At 55.7% G+C, this 21453-nt stretch carries 21 protein-coding genes; 9 read left to right on the forward strand and 12 right to left on the reverse strand.

All coding sequences use genetic code 11. From position 1 onward, the window contains the following. The 4 genes from sigJ to ABIE64_RS14395 all read right to left on the reverse strand — a co-directional run bounded on the left by sigJ (position 1) and on the right by ABIE64_RS14395 (position 3354). Positions 1-951, reverse strand: a complete 951-nt coding sequence (sigJ, locus tag ABIE64_RS14380) for an RNA polymerase sigma factor SigJ (protein WP_354377772.1) — start codon at positions 949-951, stop codon at positions 1-3. Between the two features lie 52 nt (positions 952-1003). Next, entirely contained in the window at positions 1004-1438 is a 435-nt protein-coding gene (locus ABIE64_RS14385; RefSeq protein ID WP_037990499.1) for a carboxymuconolactone decarboxylase family protein, read from the reverse strand. A 108-nt stretch (positions 1439-1546) separates the two neighbouring features. Further along, entirely contained in the window at positions 1547-1972 is a 426-nt protein-coding gene (locus ABIE64_RS14390; protein ID WP_341363126.1) for a hypothetical protein, read from the reverse strand. Positions 1973-2118: 146 nt separating this feature from the next. Beyond that, entirely contained in the window at positions 2119-3354 is a 1236-nt protein-coding gene (locus ABIE64_RS14395) for an SAM-dependent methyltransferase (protein ID WP_240478823.1), read from the reverse strand. Positions 3355-3773: 419 nt separating this feature from the next. On the opposite strand from ABIE64_RS14395, the gene ABIE64_RS14400 reads away from it, so the two are divergent. The 7 genes from ABIE64_RS14400 (at position 3774) to ABIE64_RS14430 (ending at position 11185) form a co-directional block, all read left to right on the forward strand. After that, the gene (locus tag ABIE64_RS14400) at positions 3774-4793 is read left to right on the forward strand and encodes an aspartate-semialdehyde dehydrogenase (RefSeq protein ID WP_037990495.1); all 1020 of its coding nucleotides are present in this window, start codon (positions 3774-3776) and stop codon (positions 4791-4793) included. Positions 4794-4965: 172 nt separating this feature from the next. Further along, positions 4966-5919, forward strand: a complete 954-nt coding sequence (locus ABIE64_RS14405; protein ID WP_354377773.1) for a sugar-binding transcriptional regulator — start codon at positions 4966-4968, stop codon at positions 5917-5919. Positions 5920-6114: 195 nt separating this feature from the next. Further along, positions 6115-7428: an ABC transporter substrate-binding protein gene (locus ABIE64_RS14410; RefSeq protein WP_007089145.1), complete on the forward strand. Its 1314-nt coding sequence runs from the start codon at positions 6115-6117 to the stop codon at positions 7426-7428. A 148-nt stretch (positions 7429-7576) separates the two neighbouring features. After that, complete coding sequence (locus tag ABIE64_RS14415; RefSeq protein ID WP_354377774.1) at positions 7577-8449, forward strand: carbohydrate ABC transporter permease; 873 nt, start codon at positions 7577-7579, stop codon at positions 8447-8449. Positions 8450-8459: 10 nt separating this feature from the next. Then, complete coding sequence (locus ABIE64_RS14420; protein WP_051682277.1) at positions 8460-9290, forward strand: carbohydrate ABC transporter permease; 831 nt, start codon at positions 8460-8462, stop codon at positions 9288-9290. A 39-nt stretch (positions 9291-9329) separates the two neighbouring features. After that, complete coding sequence (locus ABIE64_RS14425; protein WP_007089148.1) at positions 9330-10337, forward strand: ABC transporter ATP-binding protein; 1008 nt, start codon at positions 9330-9332, stop codon at positions 10335-10337. A gap of 77 nt (positions 10338-10414) precedes the next feature. Further along, entirely contained in the window at positions 10415-11185 is a 771-nt protein-coding gene (locus tag ABIE64_RS14430; RefSeq protein WP_007089149.1) for an SDR family NAD(P)-dependent oxidoreductase, read from the forward strand. A gap of 105 nt (positions 11186-11290) precedes the next feature. On the opposite strand, the gene ABIE64_RS14435 is transcribed toward ABIE64_RS14430, so the two are convergent. Next, the gene (locus ABIE64_RS14435) at positions 11291-12514 is read right to left on the reverse strand and encodes a winged helix-turn-helix domain-containing protein (RefSeq protein WP_354377775.1); all 1224 of its coding nucleotides are present in this window, start codon (positions 12512-12514) and stop codon (positions 11291-11293) included. A gap of 216 nt (positions 12515-12730) precedes the next feature. Here ABIE64_RS14435 and ABIE64_RS14440 point away from each other — a divergent pair, with 216 nt between their 5' ends. After that, a complete protein-coding gene (locus ABIE64_RS14440) occupies positions 12731-14668 on the forward strand; it encodes an SLC13 family permease (protein ID WP_354377776.1) in 1938 nt (645 codons plus the stop codon). A 16-nt stretch (positions 14669-14684) separates the two neighbouring features. Here the strand turns inward: ABIE64_RS14440 and ABIE64_RS14445 are convergent, their stop codons facing one another. The 4 genes from ABIE64_RS14445 to ABIE64_RS14460 all read right to left on the reverse strand — a co-directional run bounded on the left by ABIE64_RS14445 (position 14685) and on the right by ABIE64_RS14460 (position 17046). Beyond that, positions 14685-15383: a restriction endonuclease gene (locus tag ABIE64_RS14445; RefSeq protein WP_354377777.1), complete on the reverse strand. Its 699-nt coding sequence runs from the start codon at positions 15381-15383 to the stop codon at positions 14685-14687. Positions 15384-15512: 129 nt separating this feature from the next. Further along, positions 15513-16412 carry a bifunctional methylenetetrahydrofolate dehydrogenase/methenyltetrahydrofolate cyclohydrolase FolD gene (folD, locus tag ABIE64_RS14450; protein ID WP_063093667.1) on the reverse strand — a complete coding sequence of 300 codons (900 nt, stop codon included), beginning with the start codon at positions 16410-16412 and terminating at the stop codon, positions 15513-15515. Further along, the gene (locus tag ABIE64_RS14455; RefSeq protein ID WP_354377778.1) at positions 16409-16741 is read right to left on the reverse strand and encodes a DUF167 family protein; all 333 of its coding nucleotides are present in this window, start codon (positions 16739-16741) and stop codon (positions 16409-16411) included. The genes folD and ABIE64_RS14455 overlap by 4 nt, the downstream gene beginning before the upstream one ends. Before the next feature lie 8 nt (positions 16742-16749). Next, positions 16750-17046 (reverse strand): YggT family protein, encoded by a 297-nt coding sequence (locus ABIE64_RS14460; RefSeq protein ID WP_007089155.1) that lies wholly within the window; start codon positions 17044-17046, stop codon positions 16750-16752. Between the two features lie 327 nt (positions 17047-17373). Between ABIE64_RS14460 and ABIE64_RS14465 the strand changes: the two genes are divergently transcribed. After that, positions 17374-17961 (forward strand): DNA-3-methyladenine glycosylase I, encoded by a 588-nt coding sequence (locus ABIE64_RS14465; protein WP_354377779.1) that lies wholly within the window; start codon positions 17374-17376, stop codon positions 17959-17961. Here the strand turns inward: ABIE64_RS14465 and ABIE64_RS14470 are convergent. The 3 genes from ABIE64_RS14470 to ABIE64_RS14480 all read right to left on the reverse strand — a co-directional run bounded on the left by ABIE64_RS14470 (position 17958) and on the right by ABIE64_RS14480 (position 21452). Then, positions 17958-19001 (reverse strand): LacI family DNA-binding transcriptional regulator, encoded by a 1044-nt coding sequence (locus ABIE64_RS14470; RefSeq protein ID WP_354377780.1) that lies wholly within the window; start codon positions 18999-19001, stop codon positions 17958-17960. The two genes, ABIE64_RS14465 and ABIE64_RS14470, sit on opposite strands and share 4 nt — an antisense overlap. A 275-nt stretch (positions 19002-19276) precedes the next feature. Continuing rightward, positions 19277-19900 (reverse strand): alpha-ketoglutarate-dependent dioxygenase AlkB family protein, encoded by a 624-nt coding sequence (locus ABIE64_RS14475; RefSeq protein WP_037990485.1) that lies wholly within the window; start codon positions 19898-19900, stop codon positions 19277-19279. A 100-nt stretch (positions 19901-20000) separates the two neighbouring features. Then, the gene (locus ABIE64_RS14480; RefSeq protein WP_354377781.1) at positions 20001-21452 is read right to left on the reverse strand and encodes an efflux transporter outer membrane subunit; all 1452 of its coding nucleotides are present in this window, start codon (positions 21450-21452) and stop codon (positions 20001-20003) included. Position 21453 lies beyond the last annotated feature (1 nt).

A 21453-nucleotide genomic window follows, 5' to 3' on the forward strand; every position in this document is an offset into this window, starting at 1 on the left:
TCATGTTCGCGATCCAAGCTCATCGAAACGCGCCAGTTTGTCGGGGTTTCGGTGGATGAAAACATCCGTTATTGCGTTTTGGTGCATGGCCATACTGATGGCGGTCGCCACCCGGTCGCCTTCACGCACAAGCACCCAGTATTCCCGCCCGTCAACGGCCCTGAATTCAATGTCGTACACCGGATTCTTGCGCCAGATACCGACAAAGAACCGCGCAACCTTATCTGCACCGAATATCGGATTAACCGCCGCACTTGCCTTGCCTCCGCCATCGGAATGCATGATCACGTTCGGGGCCAGTTGCCCGATCAACGCGTTCAGATCACCGTGGATCAGGGCATCGACAAAGGCTGTGACCTGTTCCCTGTTTGCGGTCTCGCTGTCTGGAACGGGGGTTGGATCACGGTCGTCTTCGCGGTTCACCTTGCGGCGTGCGCGAAACAGGATCTGGCGGGTATTGTTTTCGGTCCGCTCGATCACCGGGGCGATATCTTCGTGTGACCAGTCAAAAACGTCATGCAGAACAAGTGCCACCCGTTCAACCGGCCCCAACCGTTCCAGCATCATGACATAGGCCTGCCCCAGGCCATCCCGTTCGATCAGGTTGTTTTCCGCTTCAGGAAAAACTGGCGGCACCCAGGGTTCGGGCAACCATTGCCCAACATAATGTTCACGCCTGCGACGTGCCGATTTCAGAACATCAAGGCAGATATTGCTGCAGACCCGCACCAGCCAGCCGGTCGCATCGCGGATGTCATCCTTTGCCGCCGCCCGCCAGCGTAACCAGACATCCTGCACGGCATCTTCGGCATCGGCATGGCTGCCCAGCATGCGATAGGCAAGGGCATGCAGCCGCCCGCGATGGGTTTCGAAAACCTGATCCGCCATGCGATCCCCGTCAAACACATGAAGCGATACGGGACAGGCCCGTATCGCCGATTGGGTGGTCATCCTGCCCGATAGGTCCGTTGAAGCAAAGGGCCTATCGGATGGGGGTTTGCGATCAGGCAAGCTCATGCTGCGCAATACCAAGACGGTTCCATGCATTCATCGTTGAAATGATGCAGGTCAGTTCGGAAATGGCGTCTGCTTCAAAATGATCGACAAGATTGCGATAGCTTTGCGAAATGCGGTCCTGATCAACCGCTTCGGTCAGGCATTCGGCCCAATCAAGTGCGGCACGTTCGGCCTCGTCATATCCCTTGGCCGCGCGCCAGACCGCCAGCATGGTTACCTTGATGGCATCCCCACCGTGATCGGCATGGCTTTTGGCATGCATCCGCAGGCAATGCGAACATCCATTGATCTGCGACACCCGGCATTCCACCAGATCGCGCAAAACACGCGGGATTCTCGGGTTGTCGTCAAGCTTGCCGGCAAGTCCCAGCATGGCTTCGAAAAGTTTAGGGCTGGATTTCGGAAAGTCAAAACGGCTCATCATGTTTCGTCCTTGTTGCAAACCGGGGAAAATCCCCCTTTGCAATCAGGACGAGACAGCTTAGCCCCGTGTTACACACATGGACAAAACTTTGGCCGCCCGCAAAAACTAGACGATCCGCGCCTTTTTAAGCGCCTCGACCACCTCGTCATGCATGACCCAATGCCAGTCTTCGCTATTTTGCTGTTCACCATCTGCCAGCGTAAAGACCGCCGCCAGATAATCGCTGACATCGGATTTGCACATCGGCAATTCGGCCGCGAGGGCGATTTTTTGCGCCAGTTTGCCGTATTTCCTGTTCCCGATCCGGGACCCGAAATGACCAATCGTATTTGCCAGTTGATTACCGGTAATTTCGCGCCCCGGTGCCTTGGCATGGGCGCGCAGCATGTCGCGTTCGCAACTTGACATATCAATGGATTGAAGCGCCCGGACATAGTCCTCAACGCGGCCGATATGGGGGCCGGTACGATGGGTGATCTGGGTGGAATATGCACGTGCGCCCGGGGTTTCCCGGTGTGTCATGTTCTGCATGTTGTTTCCTCCCGAAGGAACAACCGGTTGGTCGCGTTCTACACCGTGCCGGTTGTTTCACGGTTCACGCTGTCCGGGCTCTTTGGCCCGTTAATAATTCTATATGGGTCGGACTGCCGCAAAACGACAGTCCGACCGATGCGTTTTTACGTAAAACGATAACCGGGTTTGGTGAAAACAAACTGCCCGACCCGCATCCCGCCACCGCCTTCACGCTCGTCAAAGGCATTGATGCAGCCCGCCAGATAGAACTCCCACATCCGTTTGAATTCGGTGTCGTATTTTTCCGGGTCAAGCTGATCGGCAATCTCGCGGAACCGGTCGCGCCACGCCACCAAAGTTCGGGCATAGTTCAGTCCGGCATGGAAATGCGATGCTTCGACTTTAAGGTCGGCGTTTTCCGCGGCCTCGATCACTTCATGCACCGCCGGAATATAACCACCGGGGAAAATATAGCGATCAATCCACGGCGATGTGAATTCCGGGCGCGGCTTGATGATCGTATGGATCACAGCCCGCCCCCCGGCTTTCAGCAATTTGCCGACCTTCTCGAAATAGGTTTTGAACTGCGGCCGCCCGACATGTTCAAACATGCCAACCGAAACAACCCGGTCGTATTTCCCTTCATTCGCATCGGCAAACAGCCGGTAATCCAGAAGATGATAACCAAGACCTTCGTGGAAGTTATCGGGCAGTTCCTCTTTGCGTTCCAGCGCCCAGTTATATTGCTCGGTCGAAAGCGTAATACCGTGCACCTCCGCCCCGGTGGTCCGCCGGATAAAGCGGCTCAACCCGCCCCAACCGCACCCGACATCAACCACCCGAAGGCCCGGCTGGTCAATCTTCAGCCGCTGGGTGGTCAAAGTCATTTTGCGGTTCTGCGCTTCTTCCAGCGTCTGGGCACCATCGTCCCAGAAGGCGCAGGAATACTGCATTTCCGGATCAAGGAAACGGGTATAAAGATCATTGCCGATATCATAATGATGGCGCACGCGCCGGGACGCGGCCTTGACCGAGGTAAATTGCGCGATCTGGAATTTAAGCGATTGCAGCTTTTCGATAAACAGGCCAAATCCGTTTGCCGAATGACCACCTTCGAAGTTAAGCCGCAAGACCCTGATCAGGTCTTCCATCTCGCCTGAAACAACGTCAAAACCGCCACGCATATAGGCTTCACCAAATCCCGGATCGGGACTTAGCGCCATTTTCAATGTGTCGGTCCAGTTCGGTACAGTCATTGTTGCCCTGGGATCGCTGCCATCACCCAGAACAATCTCGTGTCTATCGTCTGCCCGGAATACCAGTGTTCCGCGCGTGACATGTTCCCGGAAAAAATCGAGAACCTTTTTCTGTGTCCAGTCCAATGTCATCGGGTACGTCATCTGCCGTCCTTTTTAAGCCGGAAATGCCATCGCCCCACATAAAACCCGTTTCCGGATTTCACATAAGCACCGGACCCTAAATCAGGATCGTCTGGTCAATCGTTCGAAAAAGGAAATGCGGAAACAGCACAGTCGCAGGCAACTTACCCACAGACATTGAAAACAGAAAACTCAAAGCCGGGGCCGAACGATTCTGATTTAGGGTTCGGTACTCGAACCCCGTGGGTAATTCTGCCAGAATTTTTTGCAATCTCAAGAGGTAAAAGCCAACGAACTCCTTGCGTGGTACTCGATAAAACCTTACATCTCGCCCCATACTGTACAGACGATTATCCACAGGCATATGCAAATCACGACGCCCCATACCAAAGAGGGGCAACGCGTATAAGCAATGCCAGAAAGACTGAAAGAGGCTCCTGATGGGCTATAAAATCGCCGTTGTCGGCGCGACCGGAAATGTCGGGCGCGAGATGCTCAATACGCTTGAAGAACGCCAATTTCCGGCCGATGAAATTTTCGCACTCGCCTCCTCGCGTTCGGTCGGCCGCGAACTGGATTACGGTGACAAGGAAATCAAGGTCGTAGATGCCGCAACCTTCGATTTTTCCAAGGTCGATATCGCGCTGTTCTCTGCCGGTGGCACAACGGCCAAAACGCTGGCGCCCAAGGCTGCTGCTGCGGGTTGCGTTGTCATCGACAATTCCAGCTACTGGCGAATGGAGCCCGGTGTACCGCTGGTCGTGCCAGAGGTAAATGGTGCCGCGCTGGCCGGTTACGCCAAGAAAAACATCATCGCCAATCCGAACTGCTCGACCATTCAGATGGTCATGGCGCTTAAACCCCTGCATGACCTGCAACCGATCAAACGCGTTGTCGTTGCAACCTATCAGTCGGTTTCCGGTGCCGGTCGGTTGGCGATGGATGAGCTGTTCAATCAGACCAAGGGCATTTACGTCAACGACCTGCCGGTCAAAGAACAGTTCACCAAACAGATCGCCTTTAACGTCATCCCGCATATCGACGAATTCATGGATGATGGTGCTACCCGCGAAGAGTGGAAAATGACCGCCGAAACCCGCAAAATCCTTGATCCGGATATCGCGGTCCATGCGACCTGCGTGCGGGTGCCGGTCTTTGTCGGTCATGCCGAAGCCATCAATATCGAATTCGAACAGCCAGTCACCGTCGAAGAAGCCCGCAAGGCAATGAAAGCTTTCCCCGGTGTTTCCGTGGTGGATTATCGCCAGGACGAGGGATATGTCACGCCGCAGGAAGTCCAGGGCGAAGACAATGTTTTCGTCTCCCGCGTGCGTAAGGACCCGACGGTTGAAAACGGGCTTTCGCTTTGGTGTGTTGGTGACAACCTGCGCAAAGGGGCCGCCCTTAACGCGGTTCAGATCGCCGAAATGCTGGTTGCGGAATATCTGCCAAAGAAATAATCGCGCGCCTAATAAACGTCTTTGAAACCCGCCGGGATCGGCGGGTTTCTTTTTGCCCGGATCATTCCCGCTGGTCAGAACCGCAAAAAAACGATAGGGAATTTATATCGATTAACCGGCGCTCCCGCCATCAGCGCTGCGATCCATAAAGAAAAATAAATCGAGGACAGGGATGGTAAAACGAACACGCAAAGAAGCTGCAAGGCTTGACGAAGCCGCCCGCGCGGGTTGGCTTTATTATTGCGCCGGTAACACGCAGGACGAAATCGCCACCAAACTTGGCGTTTCACGCCCGACCGCACAGCGTCTGGTATCGGCCGCCATTAGCGAAGGTCTGGTCAAAGTCCGCCTTGATCATCCGATTGCGCGCTGCATGGAACTGGCTGCATCGCTGTGCGAGCAATTTGGCCTAGCCAACTGCGAAGTGGTGCCGACCGATCCCGCCGCCCCCGATGCCATGTTTGGCATGGCGCAGACGGCCGCGACCTATCTTGAACGCGTTCTGCAATCCTCCGATCCCAAGATCATTGCGATTGGCACCGGGCGTGCGATGCGCGGCATGGTCGATGAAGTTCAACGCGTCGATGCCCGCCATCACAAGATCGTATCCCTTGTCGGGACCATTGCCCATGACGGGGCTGCAAGTTTCTATGATGCGGTCACCGATCTGGCGGATCGCACCCGCGCGCCTCACTATCCATTGCCGATCCCGGTAATTGTCGAAAGTGCCGATGTGCGCGCCCAGATGCAGCAACAGCCGCCGATGGACAATATCATGCATCTTGCCGCCAAGGCCGATGTGCGTTTTGTCGGGGTGGGTGATCTTGGCACCGACGCACCGCTTTATATCGATGGCTTCATCAGCAGGGATGAATTGCAATCCCTGCAAAAAAACGGCGGTATCGGCGAAGTCGTCAGCTGGTCATTTGATGAAAACGGCGCGATCCTTGATCACGATGTCAATCACCGCGTCACCAGTGCGCCAATCCATATTCCCGCGCAAAACACGATTGCTGTCGCCAAGGGGGCCAAAAAGGTCGCCGCGATTCGCGGGGCAATGCGCGGCAAACTGATCACCACACTGATCACCGACGAAGCCACCGCCGAAGCTTTGCTGCAAAGCTAGGCACCGCAAAACACGTTTTGAATCAATACAGAAATCAACCCCGCCAAAGCTTTTGGCGGGGTTTTCTTGTTGCAGCGCAAAAACGATTTCGTTTGACAAGGCATCCTTAAATTGAGTGAATGCTCATTACCTGAACAAATGATCAAACGGGCAAGATAATTTGCCCATCGGGTACACAGTCCTTTGGGAGGAACTATGAAACGCGTAACGGGAGCAGCGCTTTGCGCGCTGTTGGCAGGCGGTGTCGCATTCTCCGCCAATGCCGAAACAAAACTTACCATTGCTACCGTGAACAACGGTGACATGATCCGCATGCAGAAGCTGACGGATGACTTCACCTCCAAAAACCCCGACATTTCCCTTGAATGGGTTACGCTCGAAGAAAACACCCTGCGTCAGCGTGTCACCACCGACATCGCCACCAAGGGCGGTCAGTATGACATCATGACGATTGGCACCTACGAGGTTCCGATCTGGGCGGAAAAGGGCTGGCTGGCACCGCTCGATAACCTTGGTGCCGATTACGATACCGATGACATCATGCCCGCCATCCGTTCCGCCGTAAGCAACGATGGCAAGCTTTATGCGGCACCTTTCTATGCCGAAAGCTCGATGATGATGTACCGCACCGATCTGTTTGAAAAAGCAGGCATCACCATCAATGGTCGCCTGACCTGGGACCAGACTCTCGACATTGCCAAAAAGCTCCATGATCCGGATAACGGTGTTTATGGCATCTGCCTGCGCGGCAAGGCTGGCTGGGGCGAAAACATGGCGCTGATCACCACCATGGGCAATGCCTATGGCGCGCGCCTGTTTGACGAGAACTGGAACCCGACCTTCGACAGTGCCGAATGGAAAAACGCCCTCGACATGTATGTCGAAATCCTCGGCAAATATGGTCCTCCGGGGGCAACGTCGAACGGCTTTAACGAAAACCTTTCGCTGTTCAACTCGGGCAAATGCGGCATGTGGATCGATGCAACCGTTGCAGCATCCTTTGTCAGCAACCCCAAGGAATCGACCGTTGCAGACAAGGTCGGCTTCACCGAAGCCCCGTGCGCTGAAACCTGCACTGGCGCCAACTGGCTCTGGGCATGGAACCTTGGCATTCCGACCGGTTCCCAGAAAGTCGAAGCCGCCCAGAAATTCATCGCCTGGGCAACCTCCAAAGACTATCTGGAACTCGTAGCCTCCAAAGAAGGCTGGGCCAACGTTCCGCCGGGTACCCGTATGTCCCTGTACGAAAACCCGAAATATCTGGAAGCCGCACCGTTCGCTGACGAAACCCTTCTCGCCATCGACAGTGCTGATCCGATCAATTCGACCATGAAGCCGAAGCCCTATGTCGGCGTTCAGTTTGCCGCGATCCCTGAATTCCAGGGTATCGGCACCACGGTAGGCCAGCAGTTCTCTGCCGCATTGGCCGGTTCCTCGACTGTTGAAGATGCGCTTGCATCCGCACAGTCAAGCACCGACCGCACCATGCGCAAGGCTGGTTACTACTGATGCATGACAGGCCAGGATGCCGCACCTAGTGCAATGAATTCTGGCCTGTGCCTCCTTGACCTGATGAACTTGGGGTGGCGGCACATCTGACCGCCACCCTCTTTCCATCCGGATCGAGGCAACAGGGACTTCAAACAGGGAGCACATCATGTCGACACGGTCCTCTACCCTGACCGGGCGCATTATGTCTGCACCGTCGATCATCGCCTTGTTTTTGTGGATGATCGTGCCGTTGGGCATGACAATTTATTTTTCGTTCCTGCGTTACAACCTTCTTTCGCCCGGTATGGAAGAATGGGTTGGTACGCTGAACTATGAATTCTTCCTGACCGACCCGGCCTTCTTTGCGTCGCTGGCCAATACGCTTCTGCTCGTCGGATCGGTACTTGTGATCACGGTGGTCGGCGGTGTTCTGCTGGGCCTGATGCTGGATCAGCCGATTTTCGGCCGTGGCATCCTGCGCCTGCTGGTGATTGCCCCCTTCTTCATCATGCCGACCGTGAATGCGCTGGTTTGGAAAAACCTTCTGATGCATCCGGTATCGGGTATGTTTGCCTGGATCGCCACCGGTTTGGGTTTCCAGTCAATCGACTGGTTTTCCGAAGCCCCGCTAACGGCCATCATCATCATGGTGTCGTGGCAATGGCTGCCCTTTGCCGTGCTGATCCTGCTGACCGCTCTTCAATCGCTTGACCGCGATCAGAAGGAAGCCGCCCAGATGGATGGTGCCGGCCCGGTTTCGATTTTCTTCTATATCACGCTGCCCCATCTCAGCCGTGCGATCACGGTGGTCGTGCTGATCGAAACGATCTTCCTGCTGACCGTGTTTGCCGAGATTTTCGTGACAACAGGCGGCGGTCCCGGCCTTGCAACCACCAATATCGCCTTCCTCGTCTATACGCAGGCCCTGCTGCAATACGACATTGGCGGGGCATCGGCGGGCGGTATCGTTGCGGTCGTTCTGGCAAATATCGTGGCGATCTTCCTGATCCGCCTCATTGGCAAGAACCTGGACAGGTAGGGGACACGAGATGGAAAACAAACAAACAGCCCTTGGCCATATCGGTTTTTCGATCTTTGCGTGGATTGTCGGGCTTCTGATTTTCTTCCCGATTTTCTGGATGGTCCTGACCAGCTTCAAGACCGAGCTTGAAGCCGTATCGATCCCGCCAAGCTTCATTTCGTTTGACTGGACTCTCGAAAACTACGCCGAGGTACAGGCACGGTCCGATTATTTCCGGTTCGCCATGAATTCGGTCATCCTGTCGGTTGGCTCTACCCTGGTGGGTCTGCTTTTTGCCGTGCCATGTGCATGGGCGATGGCCTTCAATCCGACCAAACGGACCAAGGATGCGCTTCTTTGGATGCTGTCGACCAAGATGATGCCGCCAGTCGGGGTATTGGTCCCGATCTATCTGGTGTTTCGCGACTGGGGCCTGCTCGATACCCGGTTCGGTCTGATCATGGTTCTGTTCCTGATGAACCTGCCGATCATGGTCTGGATGCTTTACACCTATTTCAAGGAAATCCCGGCCGACATCCTTGAAGCCGCCCGCATGGATGGGGCCACTTTGCCCAAGGAAATCATCTTTGTGCTGTTGCCAATGGCGGTTCCGGGCATCGCATCGACCATGCTGCTCAACATCATCCTGGCCTGGAACGAAGCTTTCTGGACCCTGAACCTGACCACCGCCGATGCTGCCCCGCTGACCGCTTTCATCGCCTCCTATTCCAGCCCCGAAGGGCTGTTCTGGGCAAAGCTTTCAGCCGCATCGACGATGGCGGTTGCACCGATCCTTATCATCGGCTGGTTCTCGCAGAAACAGCTTGTGCGTGGCCTGACATTTGGCGCGGTCAAGTAACCGCCGCCTGATCGAAATTCAACAAGAAGGAACACCGAAATGGGTGCTATCCGACTGGAAAAAGTCAAGAAAACCTTCGGAACGCTAGATGTTATTCCGGGTGTGGACCTTGATATCAATGATGGTGAATTTGTTGTCTTTGTCGGCCCGTCAGGCTGTGGCAAATCCACTTTGCTGCGCCTGATCGCCGGTCTTGAAGACGTCACTGATGGCAAAATCCTGATCAACGGTACCGACGTCGCCAACGAGGCACCGGCAAAACGCGGTCTTTCGATGGTGTTTCAGTCCTATGCGCTTTATCCGCATATGACGGTCTATAACAACATTGCCTTTGGCCTGAAAATGGCCGGGGAAAGCAAGGCCGTGATTGAAGAAAAAGTTCAGAACGCGGCCAAAATCCTTAACCTGACGGATTATCTGGAACGCCGCCCCGGCGCGCTTTCCGGGGGGCAGCGCCAGCGTGTCGCAATCGGTCGTGCGATTGTGCGTAACCCGGCGGCCTTCCTGTTTGACGAACCGTTGTCAAACCTTGATGCCGCCCTTCGCGTCAATATGCGCCTTGAAATCACCGGCCTTCATCAGGAACTGAAAACCACGATGATCTATGTGACCCATGATCAGGTCGAAGCCATGACCATGGCCGACAAGATCGTCGTGTTGCAGGCCGGCCGGGTCGAACAGGTCGGCAAACCGATGGAACTGTATAACAATCCCGCCAACAAGTTTGTCGCGGGCTTTATCGGGTCGCCGAAAATGAACTTCCTCGGTGGCGACTACGCCCGAAAATATGACTGCCACGAAGTCGGCATTCGCCCCGAACATGTCGCCGTCAGTACCGAAAGCGGCGATCTTCCCGCAACCGTCAAGATTGCCGAACATCTTGGTGCCGAAACCTATCTGCACGTCAATGCCGACGGCTTTGGCCCGATGACGGTGCGCGCAACCGGCGAAGTCCCGCTGGGCGAACATGACAAAATCTGGCTGACCCCGGAACAGGACCGCATCCATCGTTTTGATGCGAACGGTATCGCTCTTGGAAACCCCTGAGACTTTCAAAAAACCGGATCGCATTGCCCCATACGCCATGCGACCCAGCCTGACCACCACAAGAATGTGAGACCAAAATGTACCTCAAAAAGTTCGATCTTACCGGACGCCGCGCCTATGTCACCGGGGGCGGTCGCGCAATTGGCCTGTCATGCTGCGAGGCACTGGCAGAAGCAGGCGCGCATGTCATTATCGGTGACATCAGCGAAGGTGTAGCCGAAGAAGGCCGTGATTACCTGAAATCAAAGGGTTACACCGCCGATATCGACATCATGGACGTCACCAACACCGATCAGGTTCGCACCAGTGCCGAAAAAATGGGCCGTGAAGGCGGCGTTGACATTCTGGTCAACAATGCCGGTATCGCACGTTCCGAAACCCCGGCCGAAACCGTCACCGATGAACATTGGCTCAACGTCATTGACGTCAACCTGAACGGCACATTCTGGTGCTGCCGCGAATTTGGCAAACAGATGCTGGCCAAGAAAAACGGCGTGATCGTCAATGTCGGCTCCATGTCGGGCTTCATCGTCAACAAACCGCAGGAACAGGCCTATTACAACGCATCCAAGGCCGCCGTGCATCATCTGACCAAATCGCTGGCTGCCGAATGGGGCGGGCGTGGCGTGCGCGTCAATGCGGTTGCACCGACCTATATCGCAACCCCGCTAAATGAATTCGTGAAATCCAAGCCGGACATGTATGACGCCTGGATCAATGGCACCCCGATGGCCCGCCTTGGCCTGACCGAGGAAATCGGATCGGTTGTGCTGTTCCTGGCATCCGACGCGTCCAGCCTGATGACCGGCTCCATTGTCCTGGCTGATGGGGGTTATACCTGCTGGTAAGGCACAGGTAAAACTGTTGATCGCATTGTCCTGAAGCTTCTGCGATCAGGTCAGGACTGTGGTAGAACGGGGCGTGGTTGTGGGACCTTCGCCCCGTTCACCTTTTCAGCCTTCACACTGGCGGCCAAGATACACCGAAAACGGATTGCACGGGACAACGACAACGCCCGAAAGCCCCAGAAACCGCGCCAGTCGCGACAGATTCACCATCAGATTGCCCGCAACAGTTGCCCCATCACACCCATCTTCCAGATGTGCGCTCTGCACCCGAAGAACCCCTTCCTGCCGATCCGCTTTCAGATCAACTCGCGCGACAAATTCGCCGTTCTGCATGAACGGCAGAACGTAATAACCATATTGCCGCTTTTCCGCCGGAACATAGATTTCGATGCGGTAATTGAAACCGAATATCCGTTCCACCCGGTCGCGTTCCCACATGATCGGATCGAACGGCACCATCAAGGCGGTCGGTTTGGCACGGCACCGCGGGTTGACATGCGGGCACAAATATCCCGGCTGTTTCCAACCCTCGACATTCGCCTGCAACAACGTGCCGTCCTCGACCATTTCGGCAACGCGCGCCTTGGCATCGTCGGTCGGCAGGCGGAAATACTTCCGAAGGTCGGCCTCGGTCGCGATCCCCATCGCGGCAATCCCGTTGCGGATCAGGGCACGCTGGGCCTCGGCACGCGGCATTGGCGGTTCAAGCGCCTCCGGGCCGATGATCCGTTCGGGCAGGTCATAAACCCGCTCGAAACTGGTGCGCCGTTTGCGCGCCATCACCTGCCCGCTCCAGAACAGGAATTCCATCGCGGTTTTGGTTTTCGACCATCCCCACCATTTCGAACTTGATGCGCCTTCCTGTTCCAGATCACTGGCGGCAAGTGCCCCTTCCTTTTCGATCCGGTCCAGAATGCTGCGCACAAATTCAGGATGATCACGGATCATTTTGGCGATCTGCCCCCAGGTGCCTTTGCCCTCGGCGGCATCCGCCATGCGCCATCGATAAAGCCCGTAATCCTCAACCGGGATCATCGATGCCTCGTGGCCCCAATATTCAAACAATCGCCGCTGCCGGGCGTTACCCCAGCTCAGTTGATCAAGGTCCGCCGGGTCATAAACGCCAAGCCGCGAAAAGACCGGCATGTAATGCGCACGCGTCAGAACATTGACACTGTCGACCTGTAACATGCCGGTCTGGCGGATGGCTTTCATGATCCGGCGCTTCGTCACCGGGCGGCTTTCGTCCTGATCAAACCCTTGTGCGGCAAGGGCCAGATTGCGCGCCTGCCGGGCGGATACGGAAATCGCGGCTTTGTCGTTAATCATGGTGGCCTTTGAAAAATCGCAAAGAAAAACAGTGTGATGGTATCATACCCTCCTGACAATTATGTCAGTAGGTTACAGGAACATTTCGATGGGTCGAATCGTTTCCTATGGCCGGTTTCTATTCCCTGCGGTTTCTATTCCCTGTGGCATCTATGTTTCTGCCATCTTTGATCCTGACCATGTTCTCAACCCGATAACGCAACCAGACAGGCATCCATGGAACTCAAACAAATCCTGATCCTTGCCATTCTTGTCGGAACGGTCGTCATGTTCCTGTGGGGGCGCTGGCGTCATGACATGGTCGCGATGGGGTCGCTGCTGTGCTGTGTGGTGGTCGGTCTGGTGCCAATCGATAATGCCTTTCAGGGTTTCGGTCATCCGGCGGTGATCACGGTTGCCTGTATCCTGATCCTGTCATCGGCACTCCAGCAATCGGGCGCGGTCGATAACCTGACCCGCATGGTTCTACCGCAATCCGCCGGTCCGGTCGTGACCATGGCCGCACTCAGCCTGCTGGCCGCGATCCTGTCGGCCTTCATGAACAATGTCGGCGCGCTGGCGCTTCTGATGCCCGTCGCCCTGCAAATCGCCGCCAAACAAAACCTGCCGCCGGGTAAAATCCTGATGCCGCTGGCCTTCGGGTCGATCCTGGGCGGCATGACCACCCTGATCGGGACCCCGCCCAACCTGATTGTCGCCGGTTTCCGGGCCGAGGCCGGGGATGGCGGCTTTACGATGTTTGATTATACCCCGGTCGGGATTGTTGTCGCCGCCGCCGGTCTGATTTTCGTCATGGTGTTTGGCCGCTGGCTTGTTCCCACCCGCGAACGCGCCGGGGCGGAGGGCTTTGAAACCGGCTCCTACCTGACCGAGGCGCGCATTGCCGCGGGCAGCAAAGCGATTGGCATGATGCTGCGCGATGTAAACCGCGAACTTGAAAAGGGCGACGCGCAGGTCATCGGCCTGATCCGCAACGAAAAACGCATTCCCGCCCCCAATCCGTTTCGCGAACTTTATGAAAACGACATCCTGATCATCGAAGCCGATCCCGAAGCACTGGCCATTGCCCTGTCCGCCCTTGATTTGAAGCTTGAGGAAGAATTACGCGATCTGGAGGCACAGGCAAAGGCGGCGGAACAACAGGAAGATAAAGGCGATACGGATGCACCGGAAGCCCCGGAAGCCAAAAATACAAAGACAATTGCCACCAAATCAGCAAAGGCCGAAAAGAAAGCCGACACGCCCGAAACCGATACGCAAAAGCCCGATGATGGCCGCCGCGGCGCGATCCAGTCCGATGACATTGCGCTCATGGAACTGGCGATTTTGCCGAACTCCGGCTTTATCGGCCGGTCCGCCACCGATATCCATCTGCGCACCCGGTATGGCGTAAACCTTTTGGCGGTGTCGCGGCAGGGGCAACGCTCGATGGCGCGGTTGCGTACCATGTCAATGAAGGCCGGCGACGTGCTTTTGATGCAAGGTCCGCCCGAAGCCATTCATGATTTTGCATCGCGCCTTGGCTGTGTGCCGCTGGCGCAACGCGCGCTTCGCATCCCCGACAATGCACAGGCGCTAAAGGCCACGGGCATCATGGCCGCGGCCATCGGTGCTGCCGCCTTTGGCGTCATGCCCGCTGCCGTTGCCTTTGCCATCGGGGTTCTGATCGCCATGGTGACGCGCGTGGTCGCACCGCGCAATGTCTATGACGCGGTGGACTGGCCGGTAATTGTTTTGCTTGCCGCCCTGATCCCGGTGGCAAATGCCATGGAAACCACCGGCACGGCCGATCTGGTTGCCCGCTTTCTGTTAAACTGGGTCGCACAGGGGAATGCCATCATCGCCCTTGGCCTGATCCTGATCATCACCATGACGCTCTCGGACTTCATGAACAATGCCGCCACGGCGGCCGTCATGTGCCCGATTGCGATTGGCAGTGCCGCGCAACTCGACGCCAATCCCGACGCCTTCCTGATGGCGGTCGCCATCGGCGCATCCTGTGCCTTCCTGACCCCGATCGGCCACCAGAACAACACCCTCATCCTCGGCCCCGGCGGCTTCCGCTTTGGCGATTACTGGCGGCTCGGCCTGCCGATTGAAATCATCGTCGTGGCGGTTGGTGTGCCGATGCTTCTGTGGGTTTGGCCGTTGTGAACGAATCAATTGATTATCACTTCGACTCTTGAGCACGGCAAAACTCAAGCTTTTCGGATAGCTCATCTACAAGTGGCTGAACAATACTAAGGACATCTTTCACATTTCCAAACTCCATGTCCTTCCCAAAGAGCTGATATCCCTCGTTCGAAGTACTTGTGAACGGGTATACTCCCCTTAACGCCTTCGCGAGAACATCCAGGCAGAATTCGCTAATTATATTGCCGGAGTACCCAACCGGACCTCCAACATCGAACCTTAACCCGTATTTAATCCGCGTTGATTTGGGTATATCCCAATAAATTATCTTATTTTCTTCAGCCTTGTCATATAGCTCATGAATTTCCATCAAGCTGAATTCTTGAGAAGCACTGTCTCCGATTGAAGTAAGACTCGCTAGATGTACGTTTGTAAGGTTGGCCGCCTCTTGGGCTCCCCTTTGAAAGCCGGACTCCGACAATATAATTCCACGGTCTGCACCGACGTCAGTTACAATCTCCCTAAGGGCAAGTACGTGGAGTTTAGTTACCGGCGTTTTCCAGAGCTTGCATTCAACAAGCCATTTTACGCGAAATCCTTTGAATTCCGTGGAGACGAAGACGTCAATATCATGCGATGTGCGAACACCTTCCACCGAGAAATCTGTTTCCGCCTGCAGTCCAAGGGCCCTAAATAGATCTCTCACATCTTCTTGATATTTCTTCCATGCCTTCATCTACTCATCACCTTAATAACTGCTATTGAGCGATCAAAGTTAGCCTATCATTGAGTATCCATACATTTTAACTTGAAACGCAAAAGGGCAGCCCGAAGCTGCCCTTTTAAAATTCGATTTGATGACGACTTAGCTGTCAAAGCCAAGATTTGGCACCGCGAGCCCATTGGCACGACACGCCGAAATCAGAGTATTGTTCAACAAGCAGGCAATCGTCATCGGGCCAACACCGCCCGGCACCGGGGTGATCGCACCGGCAACTTTGGATGCGGTTTCAAATTCGACATCGCCAACCAGCTTCATCTTGCCTTCTGCCCCTTCAACGCGGTTGATGCCAACATCAATCACAGTGGCACCGGGCGCGATCCAGTCGCCCTTGATCATGTTCGGGCGGCCGACGGCGGCAACGACGATGTCCGCACGTCGGACTTCTTCGGGCAGGTCACGGGTGCGCGAATGCGCGATGGTCACCGTGCAGCTTTCTTTCAGAAGCAACTGCGCCATCGGCTTGCCGACGATATTGGACCGGCCAACAACCACCGCCCGCATCCCCGAAAGATCACCAAGCGTGTCCTTAAGCAGCATCAGGCAACCATAAGGCGTACAGGGGGCAAATCCCTCGCCCCCGGTTGCCAGCGCACCGGCATTGACGACATGGAAGCCGTCAACATCCTTGGCCGGATCGATGGCCGCAAGGATCGCCTGATCGTCGATATGTTTGGGCACCGGCAACTGGCACAGAATGCCATGCACATTCGGATCAGCGTTCAGCTTGGCAATCAGCGCCAGCAGATCTTCCTGCGACGTATCAGCCGAAAGCTTGTGCTCATACGAATTCATGCCGCATTCAAGGGTCTGCTTGCCCTTGTTACGGACATAAACCTGGCTTGCCGGGTCTTCACCGACCAGAATAACCGCAAGGCCCGGCGTGATGCCGTGCGCATCTTTGATCTTGGCCACTTCTGCTGCGATGTCGCCGCGCAATTTGGCTGCGAATGCTTTGCCGTCGATGATTTTTGCGTCGCTCATATGTCTTGTCCGCCCGTCAATTCATGAAGTTGCGCAATCAGTGCGTCCGGATCGCCTGAAATTTCCAGCACCTTGTTGCGGTCCGTATGCCCGGCAACAATTTCGACTGACGATTTAGGCCATTTGGCCGTTTTTGCCAAAAGCTTTATCAGGGCTGTATTCGCCTTGCCATTTTCAGGCACCGCCGTAACCGTCGCCCTGACCTGCTTCTGCCCGTTGCCATCAACGCCCACCCCGGCAATCGCATTTCGCGAAGCCTTTGGCGTCAGTCGCAAAAACACCTTGATGCCGGTACCATCCGAAAGCTTCTCGCAGAACGGTTTACCCATCTGCGGGCTTAGTAACCCAGCAACGCCGCACGCACGTCTGTCTGGATCAGCATATTGGCAAACTGCAGGATCAGGATCAGGATGATCGGCGAAATATCGATGCCGCCCAGATTCGGAATGATCCGGCGGATCGGTCGTAATGCCGGTTCGGTAATCCGATAGAGGAAATCGCCAACCATATAAACGAACCGGTTGCTGGAATTGATCACGTCAAATGCCACAAGCCATGACAGGATTGCCGACGCAATCAGCATGAAAATGTAGATACCGATAACGGTGTCAATAAGCCAAAAAATCGCCAGCATCGCCGCTCCTTGTAGCAGTCGGTCCAGATCGGGCCGATCTGATCGGAATTGTGTTAACACGCTGCAAAACCTAGTCGGCCTTGGCTCCGGGCGCAAGCACAGAGCACCTATTTTCCGATGCTTTGATCAAGTTTTCCACATGATGTGACATGCTTCACCAGACATTGCGCGATTTTGGCACGACCTTTTCGCCAAAATGGTTCTCCGAACATCCCCGCCCCGACAGTTTCTGTCAGGAGAAATGTCAGGATAAAGTCATCAGGCTTGCCAGCCCCGCCGATCCCAGCCAACAATGCCCCGCCATCAAACGACAAAGAAGGATCGACCATGTCGGCAAACACGCTCCTCCGTTGCAAATGGGCCGAAACCCATCTCGACAAGCCGTTTTACGTCGATTACCACGATCAGGAATGGGGCGTTCCGGTTCATGATGACCGGCATTTTTTCGAAATGCTGATCCTCGAAGGCGCGCAGGCAGGCCTAAGCTGGCTGACGATCCTTGCACGGCGCGATACCTATCGCGCGGCCTATGACAATTTTGATGTCCAGAAGATCGCCAAGTATGACGAGGCCAAACAACAGGCCCTTCTGGCCGATCCCGGCATCATCCGCAACCGGGCCAAGGTCGCGGCAAGCATCCTGAACGCCAGGGCCTTCATCGGAATCCAGAAGGAATTTGGCAGCTTCGATGCCTATATCTGGAATTTCATCGGCGGCAACCCCATCATAAATCACTGGAACGCCATGTCCGACGTGCCCGTATCGACGGAACTCAGCGACGCCCTGTCCAAGGACCTCAAAAAACGCGGCATGAAGTTTGTCGGCACGACAATCATCTATTCCTTCATGCAGGCCACCGGTCTTGTAATGGACCACACCACCGATTGCCACTGCTACCCGGCACTTTCGGCTTAACACGTCGATCCCCTGACAAGCAGACTGGTTTCAAGCACGCGATTGTTGTCGCCCTGCGCTTCGCCAAGCGCCATTTCGGCGGCCAGACGTCCCTTTTCAACGGAATCCTGACGGATGCTCGATAATGGCGGGTCGGTGCGTTCGCCTTCGGCAATGCCGTCAAAGCCGATCACTTTAAGATCATCGGGGATTTTGCGCCCGCTTGCGCGTGCACCATCAAGTGCCCCGATGGCAATCACATCGGACATCGCCAGAATGCCGTCGATTTCCGGGTGGTCGCGTAACATGGTTTCGACCATTTCGGCACTGTGCGATGACATGTTTTCGCATTCGATATGGACGATATCCTCAATCGCAATCCCGGCCTTTTTAAGGGCCGCGTGATATCCGCCAAGCCGTTCGCGCACCACACGGTGGCTGACCGCCCCGCGGCGCTTGGCATTCATCGGGCCGAAATTTTCCGCCTTGTTGGCCTGCAGGGACAGGATGGCGAATTTGAGCGCACCACAATCAATCAAATGCTGGGCCGCCATTTGCGCACCGGCAAAATCATCAAGCACCACGGTCCCCGCCGCCCCGGCAATATCTGTATCAATGCAGACCAGCGGCTGGTTGCGGCGCTGAATGGCGGAAATGATGTCATTGTCATCGGAATAACAATGCACCAGAAAGGCATCAACCGCCGCATTGTTGATCGCCGTAATCGCCTGTTCAGGGTTTTCTGCGGAAATGATCATCATATTGACCGCCTGACGGGCACATTCCCGCCCGACACCGCGCAGAAGCTCAATCGCCACCGGATCACTGAACGCATATTCAAGGTTATCGGGAAACACCACGCCAAGCGCCCCGGCCTTGCCGGTGCGGAGCATCCGCGCCATCACATGCGGCCCGCGATAGCCAAGCTCCCTGGCAACTTCCAGAATGCGTTCCCGGACTTCCTTGCGGACCAGATCGGGCTTGCCAAAGGCATTCGATGCCGTGCCTTGCGATACCCCGGCCGCCTTGGCCACATCCAGAAGACGTACCCGTTCTGCCATGCTTGCGATGTCTCCCCTTCATTCACCCCGGCTTACGGATTAACCGGCAATCACGTGACATTTTTTTTGAATCGTTTCATCCCGATATTGACAGAACCCCTTTCGGACCGCCACACTGCATTCATTGAATCGATTCATTATTGTGCGCACCGATTGCACAACCACCGATATGTTTGTCCGTTTGCACCCCGGTGTTGACGGTTTTCCCGGCAATCTCGAATTGCTGACTTCAAGCCGCCCTGACCGGGGCGGCTTTTTTCGAAGCCCCCCCGAACTCATCGGCCGCGCACCTTGTTTTCCGGCGCGGTATGACGGAATGTCAGGTTGATCCGGGGCCCGATCTGGCGCGCGGTTTTGGGAATCTGATGTAACCAGTGATGCTGTGTCGCGCCCCGCATGATCAGCAACGAATTATGCGGCAGATCGACACTGACCCGATCCCCGGTTTTCTTGTGCCGGAAATGGAACCGGCGTTCCTCACCAAATGACAGGCTGGCAATGACCGGATTTTCGCCCAGCACATCCTCGTCATCGGCATGCCATGCAACGCTGTCGCGCCCGTCGCGATACTGGTTCAGCAAAACCGTGTTGAACGACGCATCGGATTTTTCTTCGACCAGTTCACGAAGTGGCACGACAATTTTTGGAAATGGTGATGCCGGGTGATAGACACCGCTATAACGATAGGCCACATCGCCATACCACGCCGTCAATCGCGGCACGGCAATTTCGCGCCCCATCAATCTGGCAACTTCCTGCTGCCAGACAATGCCGCTTAAAAGCCGCTCAAACGTTCGATCCGCGTCGCCTGCCGCCATAACCTCACGCAGCAGCAATGCCTCCCCATCAAAGGGCAGCAGATTGTGTGGTGGCTCATTGGCAAACAGATCTCCCGTCATTTTCTTCCCCGGTTCACGATACCCAAGACCTAGGCCGAACTGGCGGCGAAAACAAGCAACAGCTTATGGAAATCAGCGTTATTACAGATGTTTGGCGGCGCTAGCCATTATTCATGTCAATCCCGGCCTTGTCGGCATAACGTTCGACATCATCAACGCTAAGTCCGACCGCGGCATAAAGATTGATGGTTTCCAGTTCCAGATCGGTTTCCGCATCCGCCAGGTCCTGCTGCGACTGCGTCAGGGTGCGCTGCGAATCAAGAACATCAAGGAAGTTTGAAAGCCCCTGAACATATCGCACCCGCGACTGCTCGAACGCCTGACGGTGATACTGCACCGATGAAATCAGGGAATCGCGTTGCTGGACCGCCCCGACATAGCCGTAAATCGCACTTTCAACATCCTGAATGGCGACCAGAAGCGTCTGCTGATAGCCATAAAATGCCTGCTGCGCCTGTTGTTCGGCAACATCGATATCGGCCTGCCGGGCACCACTATCATAAAGCGTCGCATCAATCAGCGCCCCGATGGCGGCCATTGCGGTACGGACAATCGGCCCGGTGCCATACCCCGTCGCCCCAAGGGCAAGTGACCCGTCCAGCGTCAATTCAGGATAAAGATCGGCGGTCTGAACCCCGATTTCGGCGGTGGCGGAAATCAGTGAAAGCTCGGCCGCGCGGACATCGGGGCGACGGCGCAAAAGGTCGGCTGGAATGCCAATCGGCGGCGCACTGTCAAATTCCGGCAGGGGCTGCACATCGACCAGACGGTCGCGATAGCTTCCCGGCTGCGCCCCCAGAAGGATTCCAATCGCATTGATCGACCGATCAATATCGGTCTGCAATGTCGGCAATGTCGCCTCAATATCGGAAACCTCGGCACGGGCGCGCGAAAGATCAAGTTCGGACGCCAGCCCCGTCTGCATCCGGACCTCAACGATGTTGCTGGTCTGACGTTGCAGATCAAGCGAACTGCGCAGCAATTCCTGCCGTTTCTGCGTGCCGCGCAGCTCGATATAGTTGCGTACGATATCGGCAATCACCGTCAGGTAAACGTCTTCGCGCAGATAAACCTGTTCCAGATAATCCGCCAACGCGACTTCGTCCTCGCGCTGCTGCCCGCCCCAGACATCCGCCGTCCATGAAAAATCAATCCCGGCCCGGTATCCGATATCGGTGGTCTGGCTGCCGCGTTCGCGCGACGATGTGCCGCGTTCGGCATCGCCGTTAACACTGGCACCGACCTCGATGCCATTTGCCCCCGAAACACCGCGCGCCACCGCCCGGGCTTCCTCGATCCGGCTGGCCGCGATCCGCAAATCAAGGTTATTGGCAAGCCCAAGCGCAATCAGCTCAGAAAGAACCGGATCACGCGTACTTTCCCACCAACGGCCATGATCGGCCTGATTGGCGGCGATCACCGGTACTGCCGGGGTATAGGCCCCGACAAGATCAAATTTCGGCGCAACATAATCCGGGCCGACCGTCTGACAGGCCGAAAGTCCGATCATAAGCGGCAGGGCACAACAGATTGAAAGACGTTTTACAGACATT

Source organism: Thalassospira sp. MBR-102 (assembly GCF_040549275.1).
Classification (GTDB): domain Bacteria; phylum Pseudomonadota; class Alphaproteobacteria; order Rhodospirillales; family Thalassospiraceae; genus Thalassospira; species Thalassospira xiamenensis.